12 protein-coding genes are annotated in these 17,701 nt (G+C 71.9%); 6 read left to right on the top strand and 6 right to left on the bottom strand.

The features are described 5' to 3' along the window. The first annotated feature begins 39 nt into the window (after positions 1 to 39). Both PKF00_RS40640 and PKF00_RS40635 read left to right on the top strand, forming a co-directional pair. Positions 40 to 4,107 carry a DUF5682 family protein gene (locus PKF00_RS40640; protein ID WP_271223101.1) on the top strand — a complete coding sequence of 1,356 codons (4,068 nt, stop codon included), beginning with the start codon at positions 40 to 42 and terminating at the stop codon, positions 4,105 to 4,107. Then, on the top strand, positions 4,104 to 6,221 hold the full coding sequence (locus PKF00_RS40635; RefSeq protein ID WP_271223100.1) for an SWIM zinc finger family protein: 2,118 nt from the start codon (positions 4,104 to 4,106) through the stop codon (positions 6,219 to 6,221). The genes PKF00_RS40640 and PKF00_RS40635 overlap by 4 nt, the downstream gene beginning before the upstream one ends. 95 nt (positions 6,222 to 6,316) lie before the next feature. Here the strand turns inward: PKF00_RS40635 and PKF00_RS40630 are convergent, their stop codons facing one another. The 5 genes from PKF00_RS40630 to PKF00_RS40610 form a co-directional block, all read right to left on the bottom strand. Continuing rightward, on the bottom strand, positions 6,317 to 7,060 hold the full coding sequence (locus PKF00_RS40630) for a lytic polysaccharide monooxygenase (RefSeq protein WP_271223099.1): 744 nt from the start codon (positions 7,058 to 7,060) through the stop codon (positions 6,317 to 6,319). 335 nt (positions 7,061 to 7,395) lie between these two features. Continuing rightward, the gene (locus PKF00_RS40625) at positions 7,396 to 8,535 is read right to left on the bottom strand and encodes a WD40/YVTN/BNR-like repeat-containing protein (protein ID WP_271223098.1); all 1,140 of its coding nucleotides are present in this window, start codon (positions 8,533 to 8,535) and stop codon (positions 7,396 to 7,398) included. Between the two features lie 154 nt (positions 8,536 to 8,689). Further along, complete coding sequence (locus PKF00_RS40620; protein WP_271223097.1) at positions 8,690 to 9,979, bottom strand: extracellular solute-binding protein; 1,290 nt, start codon at positions 9,977 to 9,979, stop codon at positions 8,690 to 8,692. After that, entirely contained in the window at positions 9,976 to 11,874 is a 1,899-nt protein-coding gene (locus PKF00_RS40615) for a vWA domain-containing protein (RefSeq protein ID WP_271223096.1), read from the bottom strand. The genes PKF00_RS40620 and PKF00_RS40615 overlap by 4 nt, the downstream gene beginning before the upstream one ends. A 246-nt stretch (positions 11,875 to 12,120) precedes the next feature. Further along, the gene (locus PKF00_RS40610) at positions 12,121 to 13,548 is read right to left on the bottom strand and encodes a tetratricopeptide repeat protein (RefSeq protein ID WP_271223095.1); all 1,428 of its coding nucleotides are present in this window, start codon (positions 13,546 to 13,548) and stop codon (positions 12,121 to 12,123) included. Between the two features lie 404 nt (positions 13,549 to 13,952). Here PKF00_RS40610 and PKF00_RS40605 point away from each other — a divergent pair, with 404 nt between their 5' ends. Next, positions 13,953 to 14,234, top strand: a complete 282-nt coding sequence (locus PKF00_RS40605) for an SAV_915 family protein (RefSeq protein ID WP_271223094.1) — start codon at positions 13,953 to 13,955, stop codon at positions 14,232 to 14,234. Between the two features lie 151 nt (positions 14,235 to 14,385). Beyond that, positions 14,386 to 14,586 (top strand): hypothetical protein, encoded by a 201-nt coding sequence (locus PKF00_RS40600; protein ID WP_271223093.1) that lies wholly within the window; start codon positions 14,386 to 14,388, stop codon positions 14,584 to 14,586. On the opposite strand, the gene PKF00_RS40595 is transcribed toward PKF00_RS40600, so the two are convergent. After that, positions 14,500 to 16,014, bottom strand: coding sequence for an MFS transporter (locus tag PKF00_RS40595; protein ID WP_271223092.1), 1,515 nt, complete (start codon positions 16,012 to 16,014; stop codon positions 14,500 to 14,502). The two genes, PKF00_RS40600 and PKF00_RS40595, sit on opposite strands and share 87 nt — an antisense overlap. Before the next feature lie 123 nt (positions 16,015 to 16,137). Here PKF00_RS40595 and PKF00_RS40590 point away from each other — a divergent pair, with 123 nt between their 5' ends. Beyond that, complete coding sequence (locus PKF00_RS40590; protein ID WP_271223091.1) at positions 16,138 to 16,950, top strand: ArsR/SmtB family transcription factor; 813 nt, start codon at positions 16,138 to 16,140, stop codon at positions 16,948 to 16,950. 141 nt (positions 16,951 to 17,091) lie between these two features. Next, positions 17,092 to 17,580: a GNAT family N-acetyltransferase gene (locus PKF00_RS40585; protein ID WP_271223090.1), complete on the top strand. Its 489-nt coding sequence runs from the start codon at positions 17,092 to 17,094 to the stop codon at positions 17,578 to 17,580. Positions 17,581 to 17,701: the final 121 nt, after the last annotated feature.

Below are 17,701 nucleotides of genomic sequence, written 5' to 3'. Positions count from 1 at the left end.
GTATGGGAGGCGGGTCATCCCGCCGATGCTGCTCGGAGCATGAGGAGCGACGCGGTCGCTCGGGAGACGGTCCTCGAGGGCGGCGTCGCCCGGGGCGTGGGCGCGGAGGGGACGGACGTCCGGGATGTGACCGCGTGGCGCGCCGCCGGCGGGCAGACGGGCGCAGGGGGGACGGCCGTCGGCGATCCGCAGCAGGCGGTGGACGCGCTCGCCGCTTCCGCCCGGCCGTACCTGCTGGGGGTGCGCCACCACAGCCCCGCGCTGGCGGCGGCCGTTCCCGCGTTGCTGGACGCCGCGGGGGCGGAGGTGGTCTGTGTGGAGCTGCCCGTCGACTTCCAACCCTGGCTCGTGCACCTGGCGGACCCCGCCACCGTCGCGCCGGTGGCCCTCGCCGGGACCGGAGCGGACGGCAGGCTCGGCTTCTATCCCTTCGCCGACTTCTCCCCGGAACTGGCGGCCATTCGCTGGGCGCGGGAACGCGGGGCCGAGGTGCTCTGCTGTGACCTGCCGCTGTCGGCCCCGGCCAGGTCCGAGGGCGGATCGGCGCGGACCTCCCCGCGGGCGCAGGAGGACCGGGAACCCGCTGAGAAGGCCGGGAAGGAGGCAGCGCGGAAAGGCGCGATTCAAGAAGACAGCGGGCTTCGACAAGACACGGCGCAGGCCGAGTGGGCCTCGGACGGCGCGGAGACGTCCGGGGACGTGATGCTCTCGACGGGGAGCGCCTTCGCTGACGGCCTGGCCGCCTCCTGCACCGGCAGGGACGGGGACGACATGTGGGATCGCGCCGTCGAGGTGCTCGCTCCCGGGTGCTCGCCTGAGGCGGTGCGCCGAGCCGCTCTGGGAGTGGGGTGGGCGTTGCGTCAGGACGCGGCGGCCTCCGGCGGCGTGCCCTCGGGAGATCTGGCCCGCGAGGCGCACATGCGCGAGGTGCTCGCCGGAGCCGTCTCCCGCGGTCTGCGAGTCGCCGCGGTGGTCGGAGCGTTCCACGCTCCCGCCCTGCTTCTCGCGCGGGAACCCGGCCTTCTCACGGGAGAACACGGCGCCGCCGAGCCCGCCGCGCCGTCTCGCGCGTCCTTCGCGCCGCCGCCCCTGTCCGCCGCGCCCTCTCCCGAGACGGTCACGCCGTCTCCCGCGACCTCCTCCGAGCCCGGCGTCGGTTCCGCGCCCGGCCAGGCCTCCGTCCCCGCGCCTGCCGCCCTGCCTGCCGCCCTGCCCGCCGCCCTGCCCGCCACGTCGCTCGTGCCGTACGCCTTCGACCTTCTCGACTCCCGGTCCGGCTATCCGGCGGGCATCCGGGACCCGCGCTGGCAGCAGGCGGTCTTCGCGGCGGGCGGCGATCCCGAGAAGGTCACGGACGCCGCCGCCCGCGCGATCACCGGCCTGTGCAGGGAACTGCGAGCGGCGGGGCACACCGCCGGCACCGGGGAGGCCGTGGAGACGCTGCGGCTCGCCTGCGATCTGGCCCGTCTGCGGGGACTGCCCGCGCCCGGCAGGGGCGAGCTGCTCGAGGCGGTGACCACGGTGCTCGGCCAGGGGGAGCCCCTTGGCCGGGGCCGGGCGCTCGCCCGCGCCCTCGAGGTGGTTCTCGTCGGCGCCGATCGCGGCAGAACCGCGCCCGGCACGCCCCGTTCGGGGCTCGGCCCCTCGGTGGAGGCCGACCTGGCGGCGTTGCGGCTGCCCTGCCCGGACAGTCCCGACCCCAGAGAGCTCCGTCTCGACCCGCTCCGCTCGGATCTGGACGGCCGCAGAGAGATCCTGCTGCAGCGTCTGTCGGTGTGCGGTGTCGGGTACGGCAGGCAGATCGAGGTGAGCGGGACGGGGGACGGGACCGCGCTCACCACGCGGTGGCGGCTCGCGTGGACCCCTTCCGTCGCCGCGCTCCTCGACCTGGCGGGCATCCGCGGCGTCACCGCAGGCCTGGCGGCCGCGGGAACACTGCGTGAGACCTTCCGCCGCGAATCCGCCGAGGGCGGCCCCACCTGTGAGCTGATCCTCGCGAGTCTGCGCGCCGCGGCTCTCTGCGACCTGCCCGACCTCGTCGCCGACCGGCTCGCGGACGCCGCCGCCGTGCTTCCCACGACCGCTGGACTCCCCGACCTGCTGCGGGCGCTCGACCTGTTGGAGGCGCTGCGGCGAGAGCATCTTCCCGGAACCACGCGGGAAAGCCGGGAGCAGGCGGCCGAGCTGGCCGCGACCCTGCTGGAGGCGGCCGTCCGCGCGCTGCCCGGCCTGGTCGGCAGCGACCGGCAGGAGGACGCCGCGGCCCTGGTCGCCCTTGTCACCCGGGCGGGCGAGCAACGCCTCGGCCTGCGCATGGACGACGCGCTCGACACCCTCGCGCACGCGGGGTCCCCGCTCATGCAGGGAGCGGCGCTCGCGGCGCGCGTCCTGCTGGACCTGGACGCGCCGCAGATCCTCGGCGCCCGCGCGGCCGGATGGGTGGACACCGCCACCGGCCCCGAGGGACGCCATCGCCTGTCCCGCCTGCTCACCGGCCTGCTCACCGCGGCGGGCCCGCTCCTGCAGTCGGCCACGGCGGCCCTGGAGCCGGTGCTGGACCGCATCGACGGGCTCACGGACCGGGACTTCCTGGACCGGCTGCCCGCACTGCGCGGCGGTTTCGACACCCTCGCTCCCGCGGCACGGGACCGGTTGCTCCGGACCGTGACCGACCGCCTCGGCGACCGGCTCGACCTGACCCTGGGAGCCCCGCCCGAGCTGCTGGCCCTGTGGACCGCCGCGGACGCCGCCGGGCTGGCCAGTCTGAACGCCCTGGGGCTTTCCGCGCCGGGGTTCTCCGGTTCTCTGCCCGAACGTCCGCAGCCGTCCGAGACCTCCGAGACGTCCGGACGGCTCGAACGATCCGGCACAGCCGACGTGTCCGGGGCCCTCGCGCGGGACCGTCGGCACATGAGACCCGGGACGGCGGAGACCACGCAGGACGGGGAGGGGGAAGAGGAGAGAGCCGTCGGCAGGAGGCTCGCCCCTGCCGACCGGTGGCGCCTGCTGCTGGGCAGGGAGACCGAGCGACTCCCCGCCGACGTCCGGCGTTACGCGCACGCCCTGGACGAGCTGTACGGGGCGGGGCGGGGCGAAGGCGCCGTCGACCTCGCGGACGGGCAGGGAATCCGGCCGGGTGACGGCGGAGGACAGGGGGCGTCGTTTCCCGGCGCCCGCGAATGGGCCGCCGAGCTCGAGGCCCTGTTCGGCACGGAGGTGCGTGAGGAGGTGCTGGCCGCGGCGGCGGGCGAAGGACGGACCGACGTGCTGGCCGTGCTCGATCCGGACGCGGTGCGCCCGTCGGTGGAGCTGCTGACCTCGGTCCTGTCCCTGGCGGGCGGTCTGCCGGAGCAGCAACTCTCCCGTCTGCGGCCACTCGTGCGACGCCTGGTCGCCGAGCTGACCCGCGAGCTCGCCACCCGGCTGCGTCCCGCGCTGACCGGGCTGAAGACGCCCCGCCCGACCCGTCGCCGCGGCGGGAGGCTCAACCTGCCCGCCACCCTCCGCGCCAACCTGGCGCACACCCGCAGGACCGACGACGGCAGGCTCCTCGTCGTTCCCGAACGGCCGGTCTTCGACACCCCGATCCGCAAGGAGGCCGACTGGCGGCTGATCTTCGTGGTCGACGTGTCCGGTTCGATGGAGGCCTCGGTGATCTGGTCCGCGCTGACCGCGGCCGTCCTGGGGGGAGTGCCGACGCTCTCGACGCACTTCCTCGCCTTCTCCACCCGGGTGATCGACCTGACGGACCAGGTCGTCGACCCGCTCTCCCTGCTGCTGGAGGTGCAGGTAGGGGGCGGCACCCACATCGCCGCCGGGCTCGCCCACGCGCGCTCCCTGGTCACCGTGCCCAGCCGTACGCTCGCCGTCGTGGTCAGCGACTTCGAGGAGGGCTACCCGATCGGAGGGTTGCTCGGCGAGGTCCGTTCCCTCGTCTCCTCCGGCGTCCATCTGCTGGGATGCGCCGCTCTGGACGACACGGGGACTCCGCGTTACTCGGTGCCCGTCGCCCAGCAGCTCGTGGCGGCCGGCATGCCGGTCGCCGCGCTCAGCCCGCTCGCCCTCGCCCGCTGGGTGGGCGACCGCCTCCGAGGAGAAGCCCGTTGAATCTCCCCGCATCCCCTCCCGCTTCCGCCACGCGGCTGCCTGCGGTGGAGCCGCACGTGGCCGCCGCGGCCGTGGAGGACCTCACGCCCCGGCTGCGCAAGAAACTGGACGCGGCGGTCGAGCGCTGCGTCGCTCTGCCCGTCGTCGCCGACGGGCGGACCGTCTCCGTCAACTGGGGCGAGGACGCGGTGGTCACACTCGTTCCCGGCAGGTCGGGTGTGGTCGTCGATCCCGGCGCGGCGCTGTGCAGCTGTCTGCTCGCGCCGCGCTGCCTGCACCGGGCGGCCGTTCTCACCGCCTGCCCCGTCGCGGACACCGACGCGGACACCGACGTGGAGAGCGGCGCGGAGAGCGCCGGCCGCGACGCCGACACGGCCGGCGACGCCGGCGCGGTCCTCGACGAGGACACGACCGCGCACGCGGCCACGACCGCGCGCGCCGGCGCCGGATCGGCGAGCCGGGCCGGTCGCGTCGAAGGCGGGGCGCAGGAAGCCGGCGGGGCGCCCGCTCCCGATCAGGAGAGCGGATCCCCGCGCGCGGACACGCCCACGGGACCCACCGCAGGGCAGGTGGCGGCGGCGGCCGAGGTACGGGAAGCCGCCGTCGCCGTGCTCGTGGCCGGGGTGCCCGGGGCGGGCGCGGTGCTCCAGGCCGAGCTGCTCCGCGCGGCGCACACGGCCAGACTTGCCGGCCTGCCCAGAGCCGAGGCGGCGGCCCTGCGGGTCGTCCGGGGACTGCGGGCCGCCCGCGAGCGCCACGACGGCCACCGTCTCACCGACCTGGCCTCCGCGCTTCGCGATCTCCTGCTGACCTCGGGCAGGATCGCGGCGGCCGACTCCGACCCGGCCCTGCTGGGGACCACCCGCCGTGCCTACAGGCAGGGGGAGGGGTTGCGCGTTCACGGGGTCTGCCGGGAACCGGTGATCAGCGCCACCGGTTACGGCGGGGTGGTCACCCACCTCGTCGCGGAGGACGGGCGCTGGTTCTCCGTGGCCGACGTCAGACCAGGCGGGGCCGCTCGTGCCAGGGGTGCGGGAACGGCCACGGTCACGCTCGGCGCGGCCACCGTGAACCACGCGCAGCTGGCCCGTGGAGGACTGTTGATCTCCGGGGCGACGATCTCCCCGGAGGGGCGTCTCGGGTCGGGGCGGGGGGTGCGGGCCACCCCTGTCGCGGGCCTGCCCTGGTCGCAGGGGCCGCTGGCGGCGCTGTTCGCCCGCACACTCGCCCAGGCGGCCGACGCGAGGCTGTCCAGTGACCTCTGGGGTGATCCGCAGGCGGCGGAGGAGGCGAACCGGCCGGTCGGCTGCGACCTGGTGATCGTCGGAGCCGAGGGTGACCGGCTGCTCGCCCGCGAGCTGCCACGCTCAGAGGGTCCCGCGCGAACGGAGTCGGGAACGGGGAACCCCGCGGACTCCGAGCCGGGGACGGGAGGGGGGGAGGTTCCGGGTGACGGCCCGTTCCCCCCGCGAGGACCGCTGATCCGGCTCGTGGCGGCGAACCCCCACCCCGACCTGGCCCATGTCGAGAACCTGAGGCAGCTCGCCTCCCGTCCAGGGCTGCGGGTGCGGGTCATCGGGAGGCTTGACCCCGACCGGGCGGCCACCATGCGCCCCCTGGCGGTCGGGCCGGTCCCCGGTCCAGGGCCGACGCTTCGCCTGCCCGCCGAGTGGCTCGGCCGCGCCGACCTCGGGTACGACCGCCTGCGGGGTTCTCATCTCCCGTCCCGCGACGACTGCCCGCCGAACCCGGGAACGGAGAGCGAAGGGGGCACGGCCGACGCCGACCCGGTGGCGGGTTCGCCGCTCTGGCGGGTGCGCAGGCTGGTCGAGCTGGCCGTCTCCGGCGGTCGTCGGGCGGTCGCCGAGTCCGCTCGCGGCGGCGACTCCCTCGCCCAGTCGGCCCCGCTCCGCAGGGCGGGATTCGAGACCGCGGCCGAGTTGTTCGTCGCGCTCACCGAGGAGGCGGACCGTCGCGCCCGCGACGTGTTCGGCCGCCTGGTGGACACGGAGGGAGACCGTTACGCCTGGTCCTGGCTTGCCGCCGCCGTCCACCTCACGGCCACGGAACGCGCCCTGGTCCGGGCCTCCTGGCACGGGCGTCCGACCGGCTGACAGGCGCGGGGCACGGCCGGCGGAGGCCGTCAGAAGACGAACGGACCCGCGCCCTGTGGGGCGCGGGTCCGTGGGTGAGGCTCGTCAGAAGAGGGTCACAGCTTCTGCCAGAGGCTCGGAACGTTCGGCGGCTCCCAGCCGGTCAGCGCGGTGTGCGCCTGGAGGCAGCGGTAGGAGGCGCTGCCGTAGGTGACCTGGTCGCCCGCGCGGTACGCGGTGCCCGCGCTCCAGGTTCCACCGGGGTTGTTGGTGGGGGTGGAGGTCGGGGTCACGGTGGGGGTGGAGGTGGGGGTCACGGTCGGCGTGACGGTGGGGGTGGGGCTGGGGTTGCCGCCGCCGCCCACCTGCAGGTCGACGCACGCGTAGAAGGCGTTGCCCGTGTCCGCGATGTTCCAGATGGCCAGAACCTTCTGACGTCCGGTCCTGCCGCCCATGCTCACGGAGTGGTTGACGGTGGCGCCGGGCTGCCTGCCGCCGTCGTTGAACGAGGCGATCTTGGTGCCGCCGATGTAGTACTCCCACGTGCTGGTGGCGTGGCGAGCGGTCAGCGACCAGGTGAAGTTGACCGTGTTGCCGACGCTCGTGACCGGCCAGTTCCTGCTGTCGTCGTCAAGCTCGGTGAAGCGTGAGCCTCCGCTGCAGGTCCGCCCACCCTTGGGGGCCTCCACGCTCTGCGGCTCGTACTTGACCTCACCACAGGCGATCTTGCCCTGGGCGCAGAAGGCCTGACGGCTCGGAGGGTTGGAGATGTACCCGTGCGCCTCCGCCGGAGTGGCCATGAACACCGTGGTCACCATGGCGAGCATCGACGCTGACAGCAGGGTTGTCGTTCTCCGCATGTACTGCTCCTTCGCTGGGGGGTGACTTTAAATATAAAGGAAAGTTTCCTAACAGTAAACGCTCGGGCGATGTGTCGCCCGAAGTTTCGTCAGGTGGCCGTCACCGGGCGAAGTTCTCGGGATCCGCCGAGAAAAGCGGTGGTGACATGGCCCTTCAACTGCGAAAACGGGGTGAGGGTCGCAGCGGGGGCCGTCGCTCGTTGAGAGCCTTTTGAAGGCCGGTTAAGGAGCGATTAAGGAAACGCGCGCCGCACCCGCCGGAAGCCTCCGACAGAAGGCTCTGACGGAAGGCTTTGACGGAAGGCTCTCGGCGGGGCCCTGCCGGGCGCCGCCCGCTACGGGCGGCGGGGGAACGTCAGGCGGGCGATCCTGCCCTGCTCGCCGGACGCCCAGCAGCTCAGGTCGGCGGTGCAGGCGACCGTGTCGAAGGAACCGGTGTCGAACCGCTGCCACTGCCTGCCCGAGGAGAGGGTCACGTCGCTTCCGGTGGGACCGACCGCGATCGCGCCGAACGGAAGGTGGGGCAGCCACGCCACGCCCGACCGGTAGGCCTGCGGTGGCGCGGACGCGAGCCGCCAGGTGGCGCCGCCGTCCCGGGTCAGGGCCGCGGCGTCGGGGGAGGGCAGGTCCGGCTGGTAGTCGCCGCCGACGGCGATGCCGTGGCGCGGGTCGCGGAACGCCAGGGCGAAGACGCCCCGCGCGGGGTCGGCGGCGGGTACGGGGGTTTCGGCCACCGTCCAGGTACGGCCTCGGTCGCGGGAGTGGAAGACGCGCGAGCGCGCGCCCCCGCCGGTGGCCAGCCAGACGTCACGCCCACCCGAGGTGGTGAGGCACTGGCCGCTGGCCGCGAATCCCGCCTCGCCGGGAAGGGCGTCGGGCATCCCCTTCGGGGGAAGGACCCGCCAGCTCCGTCCCCCGTCGTCGGTGGACAGGACGCGGAACCTGCCGTCGACCGGGTCGCTCACCGCCAGCCCGTGCCTGCGGTCGAAGAAGGCCATGCAGTCGTAGAAGGCCTTCTGATCGTCGTTGCGGAACGTCTGCGTCCAGGTCCGGCCCCCGTCCCCGGTGCGGTAGACGCGTGAGGACTCGCCCTCGCCGATCGACAGGATCACGGCGTTGCGGGCGTCGAAGGCCTCGACGTCCCTGAACTGCAGGTCGGCGCTGTCGGGTGGGGAGACGTTCTGCCAGCTCCGGCCGCCGTCGTGGGTGCGCAGCACGGTGCCGAGGCTTCCGGAGGCCCACGCGACGTCACGGTTCACCGGGGACAGGCCGCGCAGGCGGGCCGTGACCCCGGTGGGCTTGAGCTCCCAGGTGAGAGCGTGGCCGAGGGACGTCGGCGCGGACACGGGGCCGCCGGAGGACGCCGCCTCCGTGGACGCCGGGCCGTCGGGGGGCGTGGTCTCCGCGAACGCGGGAGCGGCGGCGACCAGCACACCCACCGCCGAGAGCACGCCCAGCGCGGATCTGAACCTCATTTCCGGGAAGCTAGCCAAAAAGATCAACGCCGTCCATGGACGCACCGGCCATCCCTTGTCCGTCCCCGCCGTCTCCCGGCTGCCCGCAGCCGGGGCGGGCCGGACGGCGGGTTCTCTCCGCACGACGGCTCAGCCGCAGGACGACGCGCCGTCCCTACGGGACACCGCGGATCCTGCGGACCTCCTCTCGCAGCTCCCGGTCGTCGATCTCCCCGTCTCCCGCCCGCGCTCGCATGAGGTGGCGGCGCAGGACGAGGCTGTAGTCGGGATACCAGGAGGTCAGGGGACGCGTCTCCGTCCTCGTCAGCGACAGGTGCACGTTCGCGGCGAACTCCTTCAGATCCGGGGTCCTCTCCTCCTCGGTTTCCGAGGCGACGGACGCGCCTTCGTCGATGCCCGGGCATTTCGGATCGCTGTAGGAAGAAGGGCGGGGCGAGGCGTAGCCGCCGCAGCCGAAGGTCCGCTGCACGGAACCGGGCGCGGTCATCTCGACGATGAAATCGGAGGCCTCCCTGCGCAGCGCGGAGGTCGTGGTGACGGCGAGGTTGTGCCCGCCGAGCACTCCCGGCCACGGCAGGGCGACCACGCCGAGCCGTTCGTTGTCGTCCTTGAACGGCGGGACGTCGACGAGCTGGTGGAAGGCGTAGGACCAGCTGCGCAGGAAGACGGCCCTGCCCTCCCGGAACAGCCGCAGGCTGTTCTTCTCCTCCTCGCCCACGACGGAGCGGTCCCTGAGACAGCCCACCAGGTGTCTCAGGGCCTCGACGGCGAGGCCGTCGAACTCCAGGTAGTCGCCCCCGTTGGACAGGATGATCTCCATCGCGTTGACGGTGAGACCCTCGTAGTCCATGAACTGGCCCGCGTAGGCGTAGACCTGCTCCTCCTCGCCGAGGTCCTTCTTGAGCCTCCGGCCCAGATCCACCGCGTCCATGAACGTCCTGGGCGGCTCCGAGGCGATCCGCTTGTCGTAGTACAGCAGGGGAGCGTCGGAGGCGAAGGGCACCCCGTAGCGTTTGCCGCCCGCGGAGACGGTCTTCAGGGCGCTTCCGTAGAAGTCTCTCGTGTCCAGTGAGGGGAACTCGGCGAGATAGCCGCGGTCGATCAGCTCGGCCATCCATGCGACGTCGACGTTGACCACGTCGTATCGGTGACCGCCCATCTGCGCCGCGGCGACGATCTCGCTGCGGCGCAGGTCGGTGCTCCCCTCCAGCTCGATCAGCGTCACATGGGGGTGTTTCTCGTCGCTGTTCCATTCGCCCACGAGCTTGCGGCGCTGTTCGCCCCGGCTCAGTTCCTCCCCGCTGAGCAGGACGAGGCCGTTGTGCGGGGGGAGCTCGCCGTAGCGTCGACGGTCCTGCCAGAGCCGGCCGCCGACTCCCAGCGCGGCGCCCGCCAGGACGCCCGCCCCGGCCAGCAGGCTCCTGCGGCTCAGTTCGCCGTTCACGCCGGCCTCCGGACACGGAGCTTGCCGATCAGTCGGGTGATCACCGTGGACGCGGCCTCGTCCTCGGCGGGCATGCAACCGGTGAGAGCGCTTCCGAGAAGCGACCTCAGGGCCTGACATCTGTCGGATTCGTCGGGCTCCACGGATTCGGCGGCCGTGATGTTGAGGACGTACAGGTGTACTTTCCGCTCCCTGAGTTTCTTCGACAGTTCTCCGGCGGCGACCGCGGACCTGATCGGCCGGCTCTTGAGCGGCCGGTCGTCGCCGTCGGTGATCACGATGAGTGTGGCCTCGGCGTCCAGGCCCTCCTCCTCGACGACCTCGGCCGCGGCGGTGAAGATCGGAGATCCGCCGTCGACCTGCTTCAGGCGGTCGAGCGCCCGGTAGAGGTTGTCGGGCGGGGAGTCGCCGACCGAGAAGATCCCCACCGCCTTGCCTGCCGCCTGCCGGGGGGAGCCGGGGAGGTGCCACAGTCCCATGGAGTCGTGATGGTTGAGTTGCTCGGCCAGGTGGCTGGTGAGCCGCCTGGCCCGCTCCATGCCGTCGCCGTCCCGCCCGACGTGGCGCACCACCGAGCCGGAGACGTCGATCATGACGGCCACCTTGATCGAGGTTCTGGCCGCCTCGTACTGTTCGACCTTCGTCGCGGGGGAGGGGTCGGAGGGGGCGTCCGTCGGGAAGGAGCCTCCCGAGACCTTCGCGGGAAGCCGCTTCCTGAGCCAGTCGCGGAACTCGTCGACGGCGGCGTCCCGGTTCCGGTCGGTCTCTCCCGGCCATCGCACCCTGATCAGAGGATGGTCGAGCGGCGGGACGTCGGAGAGCGGCAGCGGGTCGAAGGCCCTTTCCCGCGGCTGGGAGGGGCAGGGGTCGTGCCGCTTTCCGGCCGTGCCGGTGATGACACGGACCGCGTACAGCGGCGCGATCACGGCCAGGTCCTTCCCTCTGTCCCTGTCCCCGTGGCCGAGGGCGGCGCAGAGCAGCTCGAACGACGACCCCAGCGGCACGTCGCCGAGGCTGGGGGTGAGGTCGTCCTCGACCTCCTCGCGCTCCTTGTCGTCCGTTCCCCGGTAGAGGGCGAAGGTCGCCAGCCTCGCCGCGTCCGAGCGCTCGGGAAAGGGGCGGACGACGGTGTAGTCGCGTTTGACGCGCCTGACCTGTTCCGTGATGCCCGGCGCCTTCGCCGCGCCCGCGCCGACGTCCTTCTCCGACCCCCCGTTGTGCACGGCCAGCACCACCGGGGACCTGCCCAGCGAGCCCTCGTCGGCAGGAAGCGCCCTCGGTGGATCCGCGTTCAGGATGGCCGGGTCCTCGAGGATGGCCCGGGCGTGTTCGGACGAGCCAAGGATGATCATGTCGGGGCGCGGTGAGAGGACGATCGGGCGTCTGGGGTAGACGGCTCCGGGGTCGGCGGGAGACCAGCCGTTCTCCAGGGCCCTCTGGATCTCGTCCTGCCCGATGGCGGCGCTGACCGTGACGGTGATCGGGCACACGACGCGGGGGTCGTTCGTGAACTCCTCGGCCAGGATCCGCAGCAGGGGTTCCTCGTCCTGTGTCGTGGTCACGTTGAGGTTCTGCCGGATCCCGCACGGGTTCTCCGGCAGGCTGTCGTCGGTCGCCCACCAGCCCGCGCCGAGACTGACGGCCAGCAGGCCGAGATACGGAACCGTCCGGCGCAGCGGGACCGCCAGCGCGGCCCAAGCCGCCCGGAGCACTTTGGAGGCGACCCTGAAGAGGAACACGAGCACGTAGCCCGCCATGACCACGACGAACAGCAGGACCTGCAGCCAGTCGGGCAGTTTCTCCAGGGCGTCGACGAACGCCTGACGATCCTGGCGGGCTGTTTCGCTTATCTGGTCCCTGAGGCGGCGGGGCTGCGAATCGGTGGGCTCTGGCATGCAGAAGGCCTTTGGAGGACGACGAATTTCCCGTGAACGGCGGTTCCGCAGATACTACGCGGCGTAGCCGGTTGATTTCCGGGAAATTGCCGATCTCTCGCCGAATGACGATATCAATCCTTTGTTGATAAAGGAGGGGTTTGGTGGTGATGGTATGAAATTCTATATATTAAGGGGGTTGAGTGGCCAAAAATAATTGGATAAATCACTCAAAAGGGATTCGGGCGTGTGGGGAGGGCGACGGGGTCAGGAAAAAGGGAGGGCCGCCTGCCGTACGAGACGTTCGGCCTGGAGCCTGGCGGCGGCGCGCGCGCCGAGGTCGTCGGCCAGCGCGCTCTGCTTCAGCCAGTTGAACGGGCTGCACGGCCTGACGTTGATCCGCTCGCTCACCAGGACCCGGGCCTCACGCCGCCCCGACCTGATCGCCGCCTCGACGAGCGTCTTCTGGACGACGTCGCGCTGGGCGTGGCTGCCGCCGAACTCGTTGATCCGGTGCCTGATCGGGTACAGCAGGTCGACGACCCCGTGGTAGTCCCGCCGCCCGAACGCCACGAGGGCCCGGCAGACGGGCAGGCCGACCCGCGCGGTCATCGCGACGTTCGTCACGCCGCCGCCGCGGCCGTCCGCCACGTAGCGCTCACGGCTCGCGATCAGCCTCTCCGCCTCGGCGATCCGGTCAGCGCCCACATAGGACATGACGGCGTGCATGTCGTTGAACGCGTAGAACGGCTCCTCCATCTTGGGCGCCCAGGCGTCGGCGAGAGCCTTCCACCGCTCGGTCTGGTCGGAGTCCTCCAGGAGCAGACGCCACAGCAGGGCGGCGGCGTCGAGTATCTCCATCGCCGTCTCCCCGCCCGCCAGTACGGCGTCGTAGACGCCGAGCACCTTGCCGGTCGCGCCCGCCTCCAGGGCGAACAGGCAGTAGTGCCACCAGGTGTGGACGTTGAGGAAGGTGCCCGCGGACCAGTCGTCCAGCCTGTCGTCGAGGTAACGCACGCCGTCGCCGAAGCGGCCCTGCATCTCGTAGGTGTGCGCGACGGCGTGGATGCCCCACACGTCCTCGGGGTCGAGCTCGACCGCGCGCAGGCCGACCTCCTCCGACCGGTCGTAGTGGCCCGCCTCCTCGAGCCCGAAGGCGTACATCCCGAGCAGGAGCCCGTAGTGCCTGTCGTCCTCGTGCCAGGCCGACAGTGCGCCCCCGACGCGGTCCCGCAGCGCTCTGGCGTCGCCGGTGAAGAAGTCGATCTGGTGTCCGACGGCCAGCGCGAGCGCGTCCCTGGGGTGTTCCTCGGTGATCTGTCCCAGCAGTGTCCCGCACGTCAGGAAGTCGCCGTCCAGGAGCGCCCGTACGGCCCGCAGGTGCGCCCGCTCCCTGGGGGGCAGCGCCCGCCCGGAGACTCTGGAGCGGAAGGCCGCGAACCTCTCCCGCGCCTCGCGCGCGTCGGCGGGCTCGGTGGTCAGCAGGCCGAGGTAGGCGGCCAGGACGTTGCCCATCGGGAAGTCGGGATCCTCGGCCAGCGCGGCCCTCGCCTCCCCGTCCACCTCGGCGCGGAAGCGCAGCAGCTCGTGCACGGCCCGGTCGTAACGGCGCACGGCGGCGTCGCTCGCCGAGCTCAGCGTCAGCCCGTGCTCGTCCTGGCGCATCGGCCCTCCCGGATCGGCATGCGGCGGCATAGTATCACACTAAAAAAGTAGGAAATATGCTAATTGTCGGGAAGGGAAGAGGTTGGCGCTCTCGTCGTGTCGGGCCCGCGCGAACCTGCTTTTTGGGCGTCAGATCTCGGCGGACGGAGAAGCCCCGCCCTCTGGGGAACGGTCGCCGCCCGTCGCGTCTCGGGGGTGACCGCGAATCCCTGACCAGTGGCGATCGGCCGTCCGGCCCGCGGGGCCGCCGGTTCTCCCGGCCCGCTCCGAGGCGAGGCGTCGCGTTCCCGTCCGGTGACCGAGCGTCAAGGGGCTGTCAGAGAGGGCCCTATGTACGTCAGAATCCCATCTGGATCACTTTTTCCGCTCGCCGGCCGCCATAGCGTCCCTTCTGCGCGGCCACCGCGCCTCGCTATGTGAAGCAGGAGGAATCCATGGAGATCTCGCACAGGAACGACTCCCCGTTGCTGGTACCCGTCCGCCCTGGGGGCGGGACCCTGGCGCTGCGCCTGTTCCGGACACGAGCGGGTGAGCGGACGGCGGTCGCGTTCACCTCGCGGGACAGGCTCGTCGAAGCCCTCGGCGACGGCCACGCGTGGATGTGGCTCGACGAGCGCGCGCTGCGGGGGATGGTCAAGGATCTCGGCGTCGTCGGCATCGTCGTCGACCCCACGGGGACCGTCGGAGGTCCGCATCCGAGCCTGTGGGCGGCGTGACGCGCCGCAGGGCGGGTTTCGCCGGCTGACGGCCCGCGCCCGGCGCGACGCCTCCGCGGGTCCCGGGGGAGAACCCGGCTCCCCGCCGGGGGATCCCCGGTCGCGCGCCGGCTGGCGGGCGGGAGCGGCCCAGCGAGGGCAGGGCACTTCGGTGCTGACGGCACAGAGCGCCGCCTTCGACGCGGTCGTGCCGGTGCTCGTGCTCCTGGCCGCGCTGCTCATGGCGGTCCAGCCGCGGCTGGCGGGGCGGGCGGCGGCCGTACGGTCAGGTGCCCTGGCGAGGGGCCTGCAGGCGCTGGTCGACGTCGTCGCGGTGGGCGCCGTCGTCGGCGTCGTCCTCGCCCTCACCTGAGCGGGCGTCCGCCCGGCCGTGACCGCCGCCCTCCGGCGCAGGCCGGTCCCGGAAAGTCCGGTGTCGGGTCCCTGCGACCAGAACCGAAACGAGCGTGACCATTCCCACGATTCCGTAAACCGTCCGGGGCGCGACGAACACGGAGACGACGCCGCCGACCAGAAGCGCGACCGTGGTCGCGGTGTTGAGCAATGCCGTATGCGCGGCGAAGGCACTGCCCCGGCCTGCCGGGTCCACCGACCTCGCCAGCAGGGTCTGACGGGCCACGTTGAAACCGCCCAAGGCGAGTCCGCCGAGCAGCAGGAGGACGAAGAACGGCGGGATATCGCTGATCACGACGGTCGATAACGTGACAACGGCCACTGTGAATGTCGTGAAAAAGGCCGTCGGCACCGGATTTCTTTCCATCAGGAAGTCGCCGGCCAACCAGGCGCCGACTATCTGACCGGCTGACCAGACCATGGTGAGAAGACCGAAAATCCCGGCGCCTCCGCCGAGATCGTCGCGGACGAAGAAAATCTCCACGACGTTCACGGCCTGAAGGCCGACGGTGAGAACGATCCCGAGGCCGACCGTCCGCAGCAGGGCAGGATGGGCGGCGATCGCGCGCAGCCCTGGCAGAAGCCCGGACGCGGAGGGGGCGCCGCCCGGACCGGCGGACGACGTGCCCGCCGGGTCCTCACCTCCTCTCGGCAGGAGCAGGGCCGCCAGCGGCAGTGCGGCGAAGCTCGCCGCGTCCATGAGCAGGATCGGCCGCAGTCCCACGGTCTCCATCAGAACGCCGCCCGCCGCAGGCCCGAGCAGGAAGCCCAGGCTTCCCATCATGGACATCCGTGCCTGGCCGCGGCTCAGGAGATCGCCGGGGGAGGCGTCAGTCACGGCCTTCGCCATCGTGGGCATGACGAGCGCCATGATCCCGGCCAGCACCGACAGCAGGCTCAGAATGAGGACGATCGACGTGACGTACGCCATCGTCGCGCAGACGAGCACCAGCACGACGCCCGCCAGGACGACAACCCTGCGCACCGCCACCCTGTCCGCCACCCGTCCCGCGAGACCGGCGAGGAGCACGCCGGGGACCGAAAGGGCCATGAACAGCGCGGCCATCGCCGCTCCGCCCCCGTGCCGGTCGTGAAACTCGAGCATCAAAGCGGTGATGGCGAGACCGTCGCCGAAATTGGACAGGCCTATGACGGGTGCCAGAACCCGAACGGTCCGGGGCAGCGGGCGGCGTTCCAACCGGGGACGATCGAGTGAGGTTTTCATGCCGAATCCAGGTCGTCGAGGAGTGGTGGGCCAAGTGTTGATGGCCCGATCCGGCGGCGCTAGCCTTTCGGCGTGGCCCGAAACGTCATTCGAGTTGACACGACTCCAAGGGATCTGGCGCAGAGCAGATTCGGTATATCTCCTCTTCTGGAGACGGTGCACTCGCTGTGGATAGTTTCGGGCCGCCGCCCCGCCGGGCCGCACGGCGCCTGGAAACGCCGGCACGAACGCGAATACCTGGCCCTGCTCGCAGAAAAGCCGGCGCTCTTCGCGATTACGTCGCTCATGCGATTCGGCTACAACATCGATTTCATCGTCCCACCACCCAGGCGAACCGGGATTTCGATAGAGGACGAGCTGGAGGTGGTCCGCTCCACGCCCCTGGACCGGGCCCGCCTGGAGATCGGCAGGAACCTGGACGGCCTTGGCCGCCCGTCGCCCGAGGTCCTCGCGATCCTGGAGGCGCCTGACGTGACACACCGCCTGGCCGAGGCGCTGGCGCTCGCGTGGGAAGTGCTCGTGGCTCCACACTGGGACCGCGTCAACGCGGTCCTCGAACAGGAGATCCTGCGACGGGGAAACCGGTTGGCCATGGCGGGCTGGGCCCAGGCGGTCGAGGAGGTCATGCCGGACGTCAGGTGGTGTGCCGACGACACCTGCGGCTATCTCGAGATCCTCGACCAGGGCGAGAACAGCCGTTACCGTCTCGGCGGGCAGGGGCTCCTGCTGGTACCGAGCGTCTTCGCCCCCTTCGCCCTCCAGCTCGAGGCCCCCTGGCCGTACACGCTGGTCTATCCCTCTCCCGGCGTCGCCGGTGTGTGGGAGGCGGAGGCCGGTCGTTCGCCCGGGGCGCTCGAACGTCTCCTGGGCCGTTCCAGGGCCGCCGTCCTGCACGCCCTCTCCACGCCGGGAACGACGACCCAGCTCGTCGCCAGACTCGACATGAGCCTGGGCAACGTCGGTGATCACCTCGCGGTCCTGCGCGACACGGGCCTGGTCGGCCGGACGCGCTCGGGGCGAAGCGTGATCTATCGCAGGACCCCGGTCGGCGACGCGCTGGTGCGGGGCGACGGCCTCGAACCTGACCCGGAGGGCTGAGGCCGGTCGTCGCGGTCTCGGTCGGCCGAGGGCTGCCCGCCCACATCAGTCGTCGCAGGCGGGGCGGGTGCCACACGTCCGGCGGTGCCTCGGGGCGAAAACCCGTTGGAGGGCCGCCCCCGTACAAGGGATGCTGTCCGCATGCTGATCAGGGAAGCCAGTACGGATGACTGGCCCGCCATCTGGCCTTTCTTCCATGCGATCGTCGCCGCGGGGGAGACCTTCACCTATCCGACGGATCTCAGTGAGGAGCAGGGGCGTGACTGGTGGCTCCTACCGGCTCCCGACCGTACGGTCGTCGCGGTAGACGACTCGGGCGTGGTCCTCGGCACGGCGAAGATGAACCGTAACCACATGGGCAACGCATCGCATATCGCGAGCGCCAGCTACATGGTCGATCCGGCGCACGGCGGGCGGGGCGTGGGACGCGCGCTGTGTGAGCACACGATGGAGTGGGCGCGTGCGGCAGGCTACCGTGCGATGCAGTTCAACGCGGTCGTGGAGACGAATGTCAACGCGGTGAAGCTGTACCGGTCACTCGGCTTCGAAGTGCTGGGCACATTGCCGGAGGGCTTCCGGCATCCGGCAAAGGGCTATGTCGGGCTGCACATCATGCACTGCGCGCTCTGAGCAGGGCTGACGTGGCACTGGAACGACCGGCCCCGTCAAAAGGCCGCCCGGGGAGGAACCGGTCAGGGCCGCGGTGCCGTGGAGAGTGTGGCTGTCGTGCGCGGTCACCGCGGCCCCGCCG

Source organism: Streptosporangium carneum (assembly GCF_027922005.1).
Taxonomy (GTDB): domain Bacteria; phylum Actinomycetota; class Actinomycetes; order Streptosporangiales; family Streptosporangiaceae; genus Streptosporangium; species Streptosporangium carneum.
Note: the sequence above shows the minus strand (reverse complement) of the source record. Positions and strands in the feature narration are given on the sequence as shown.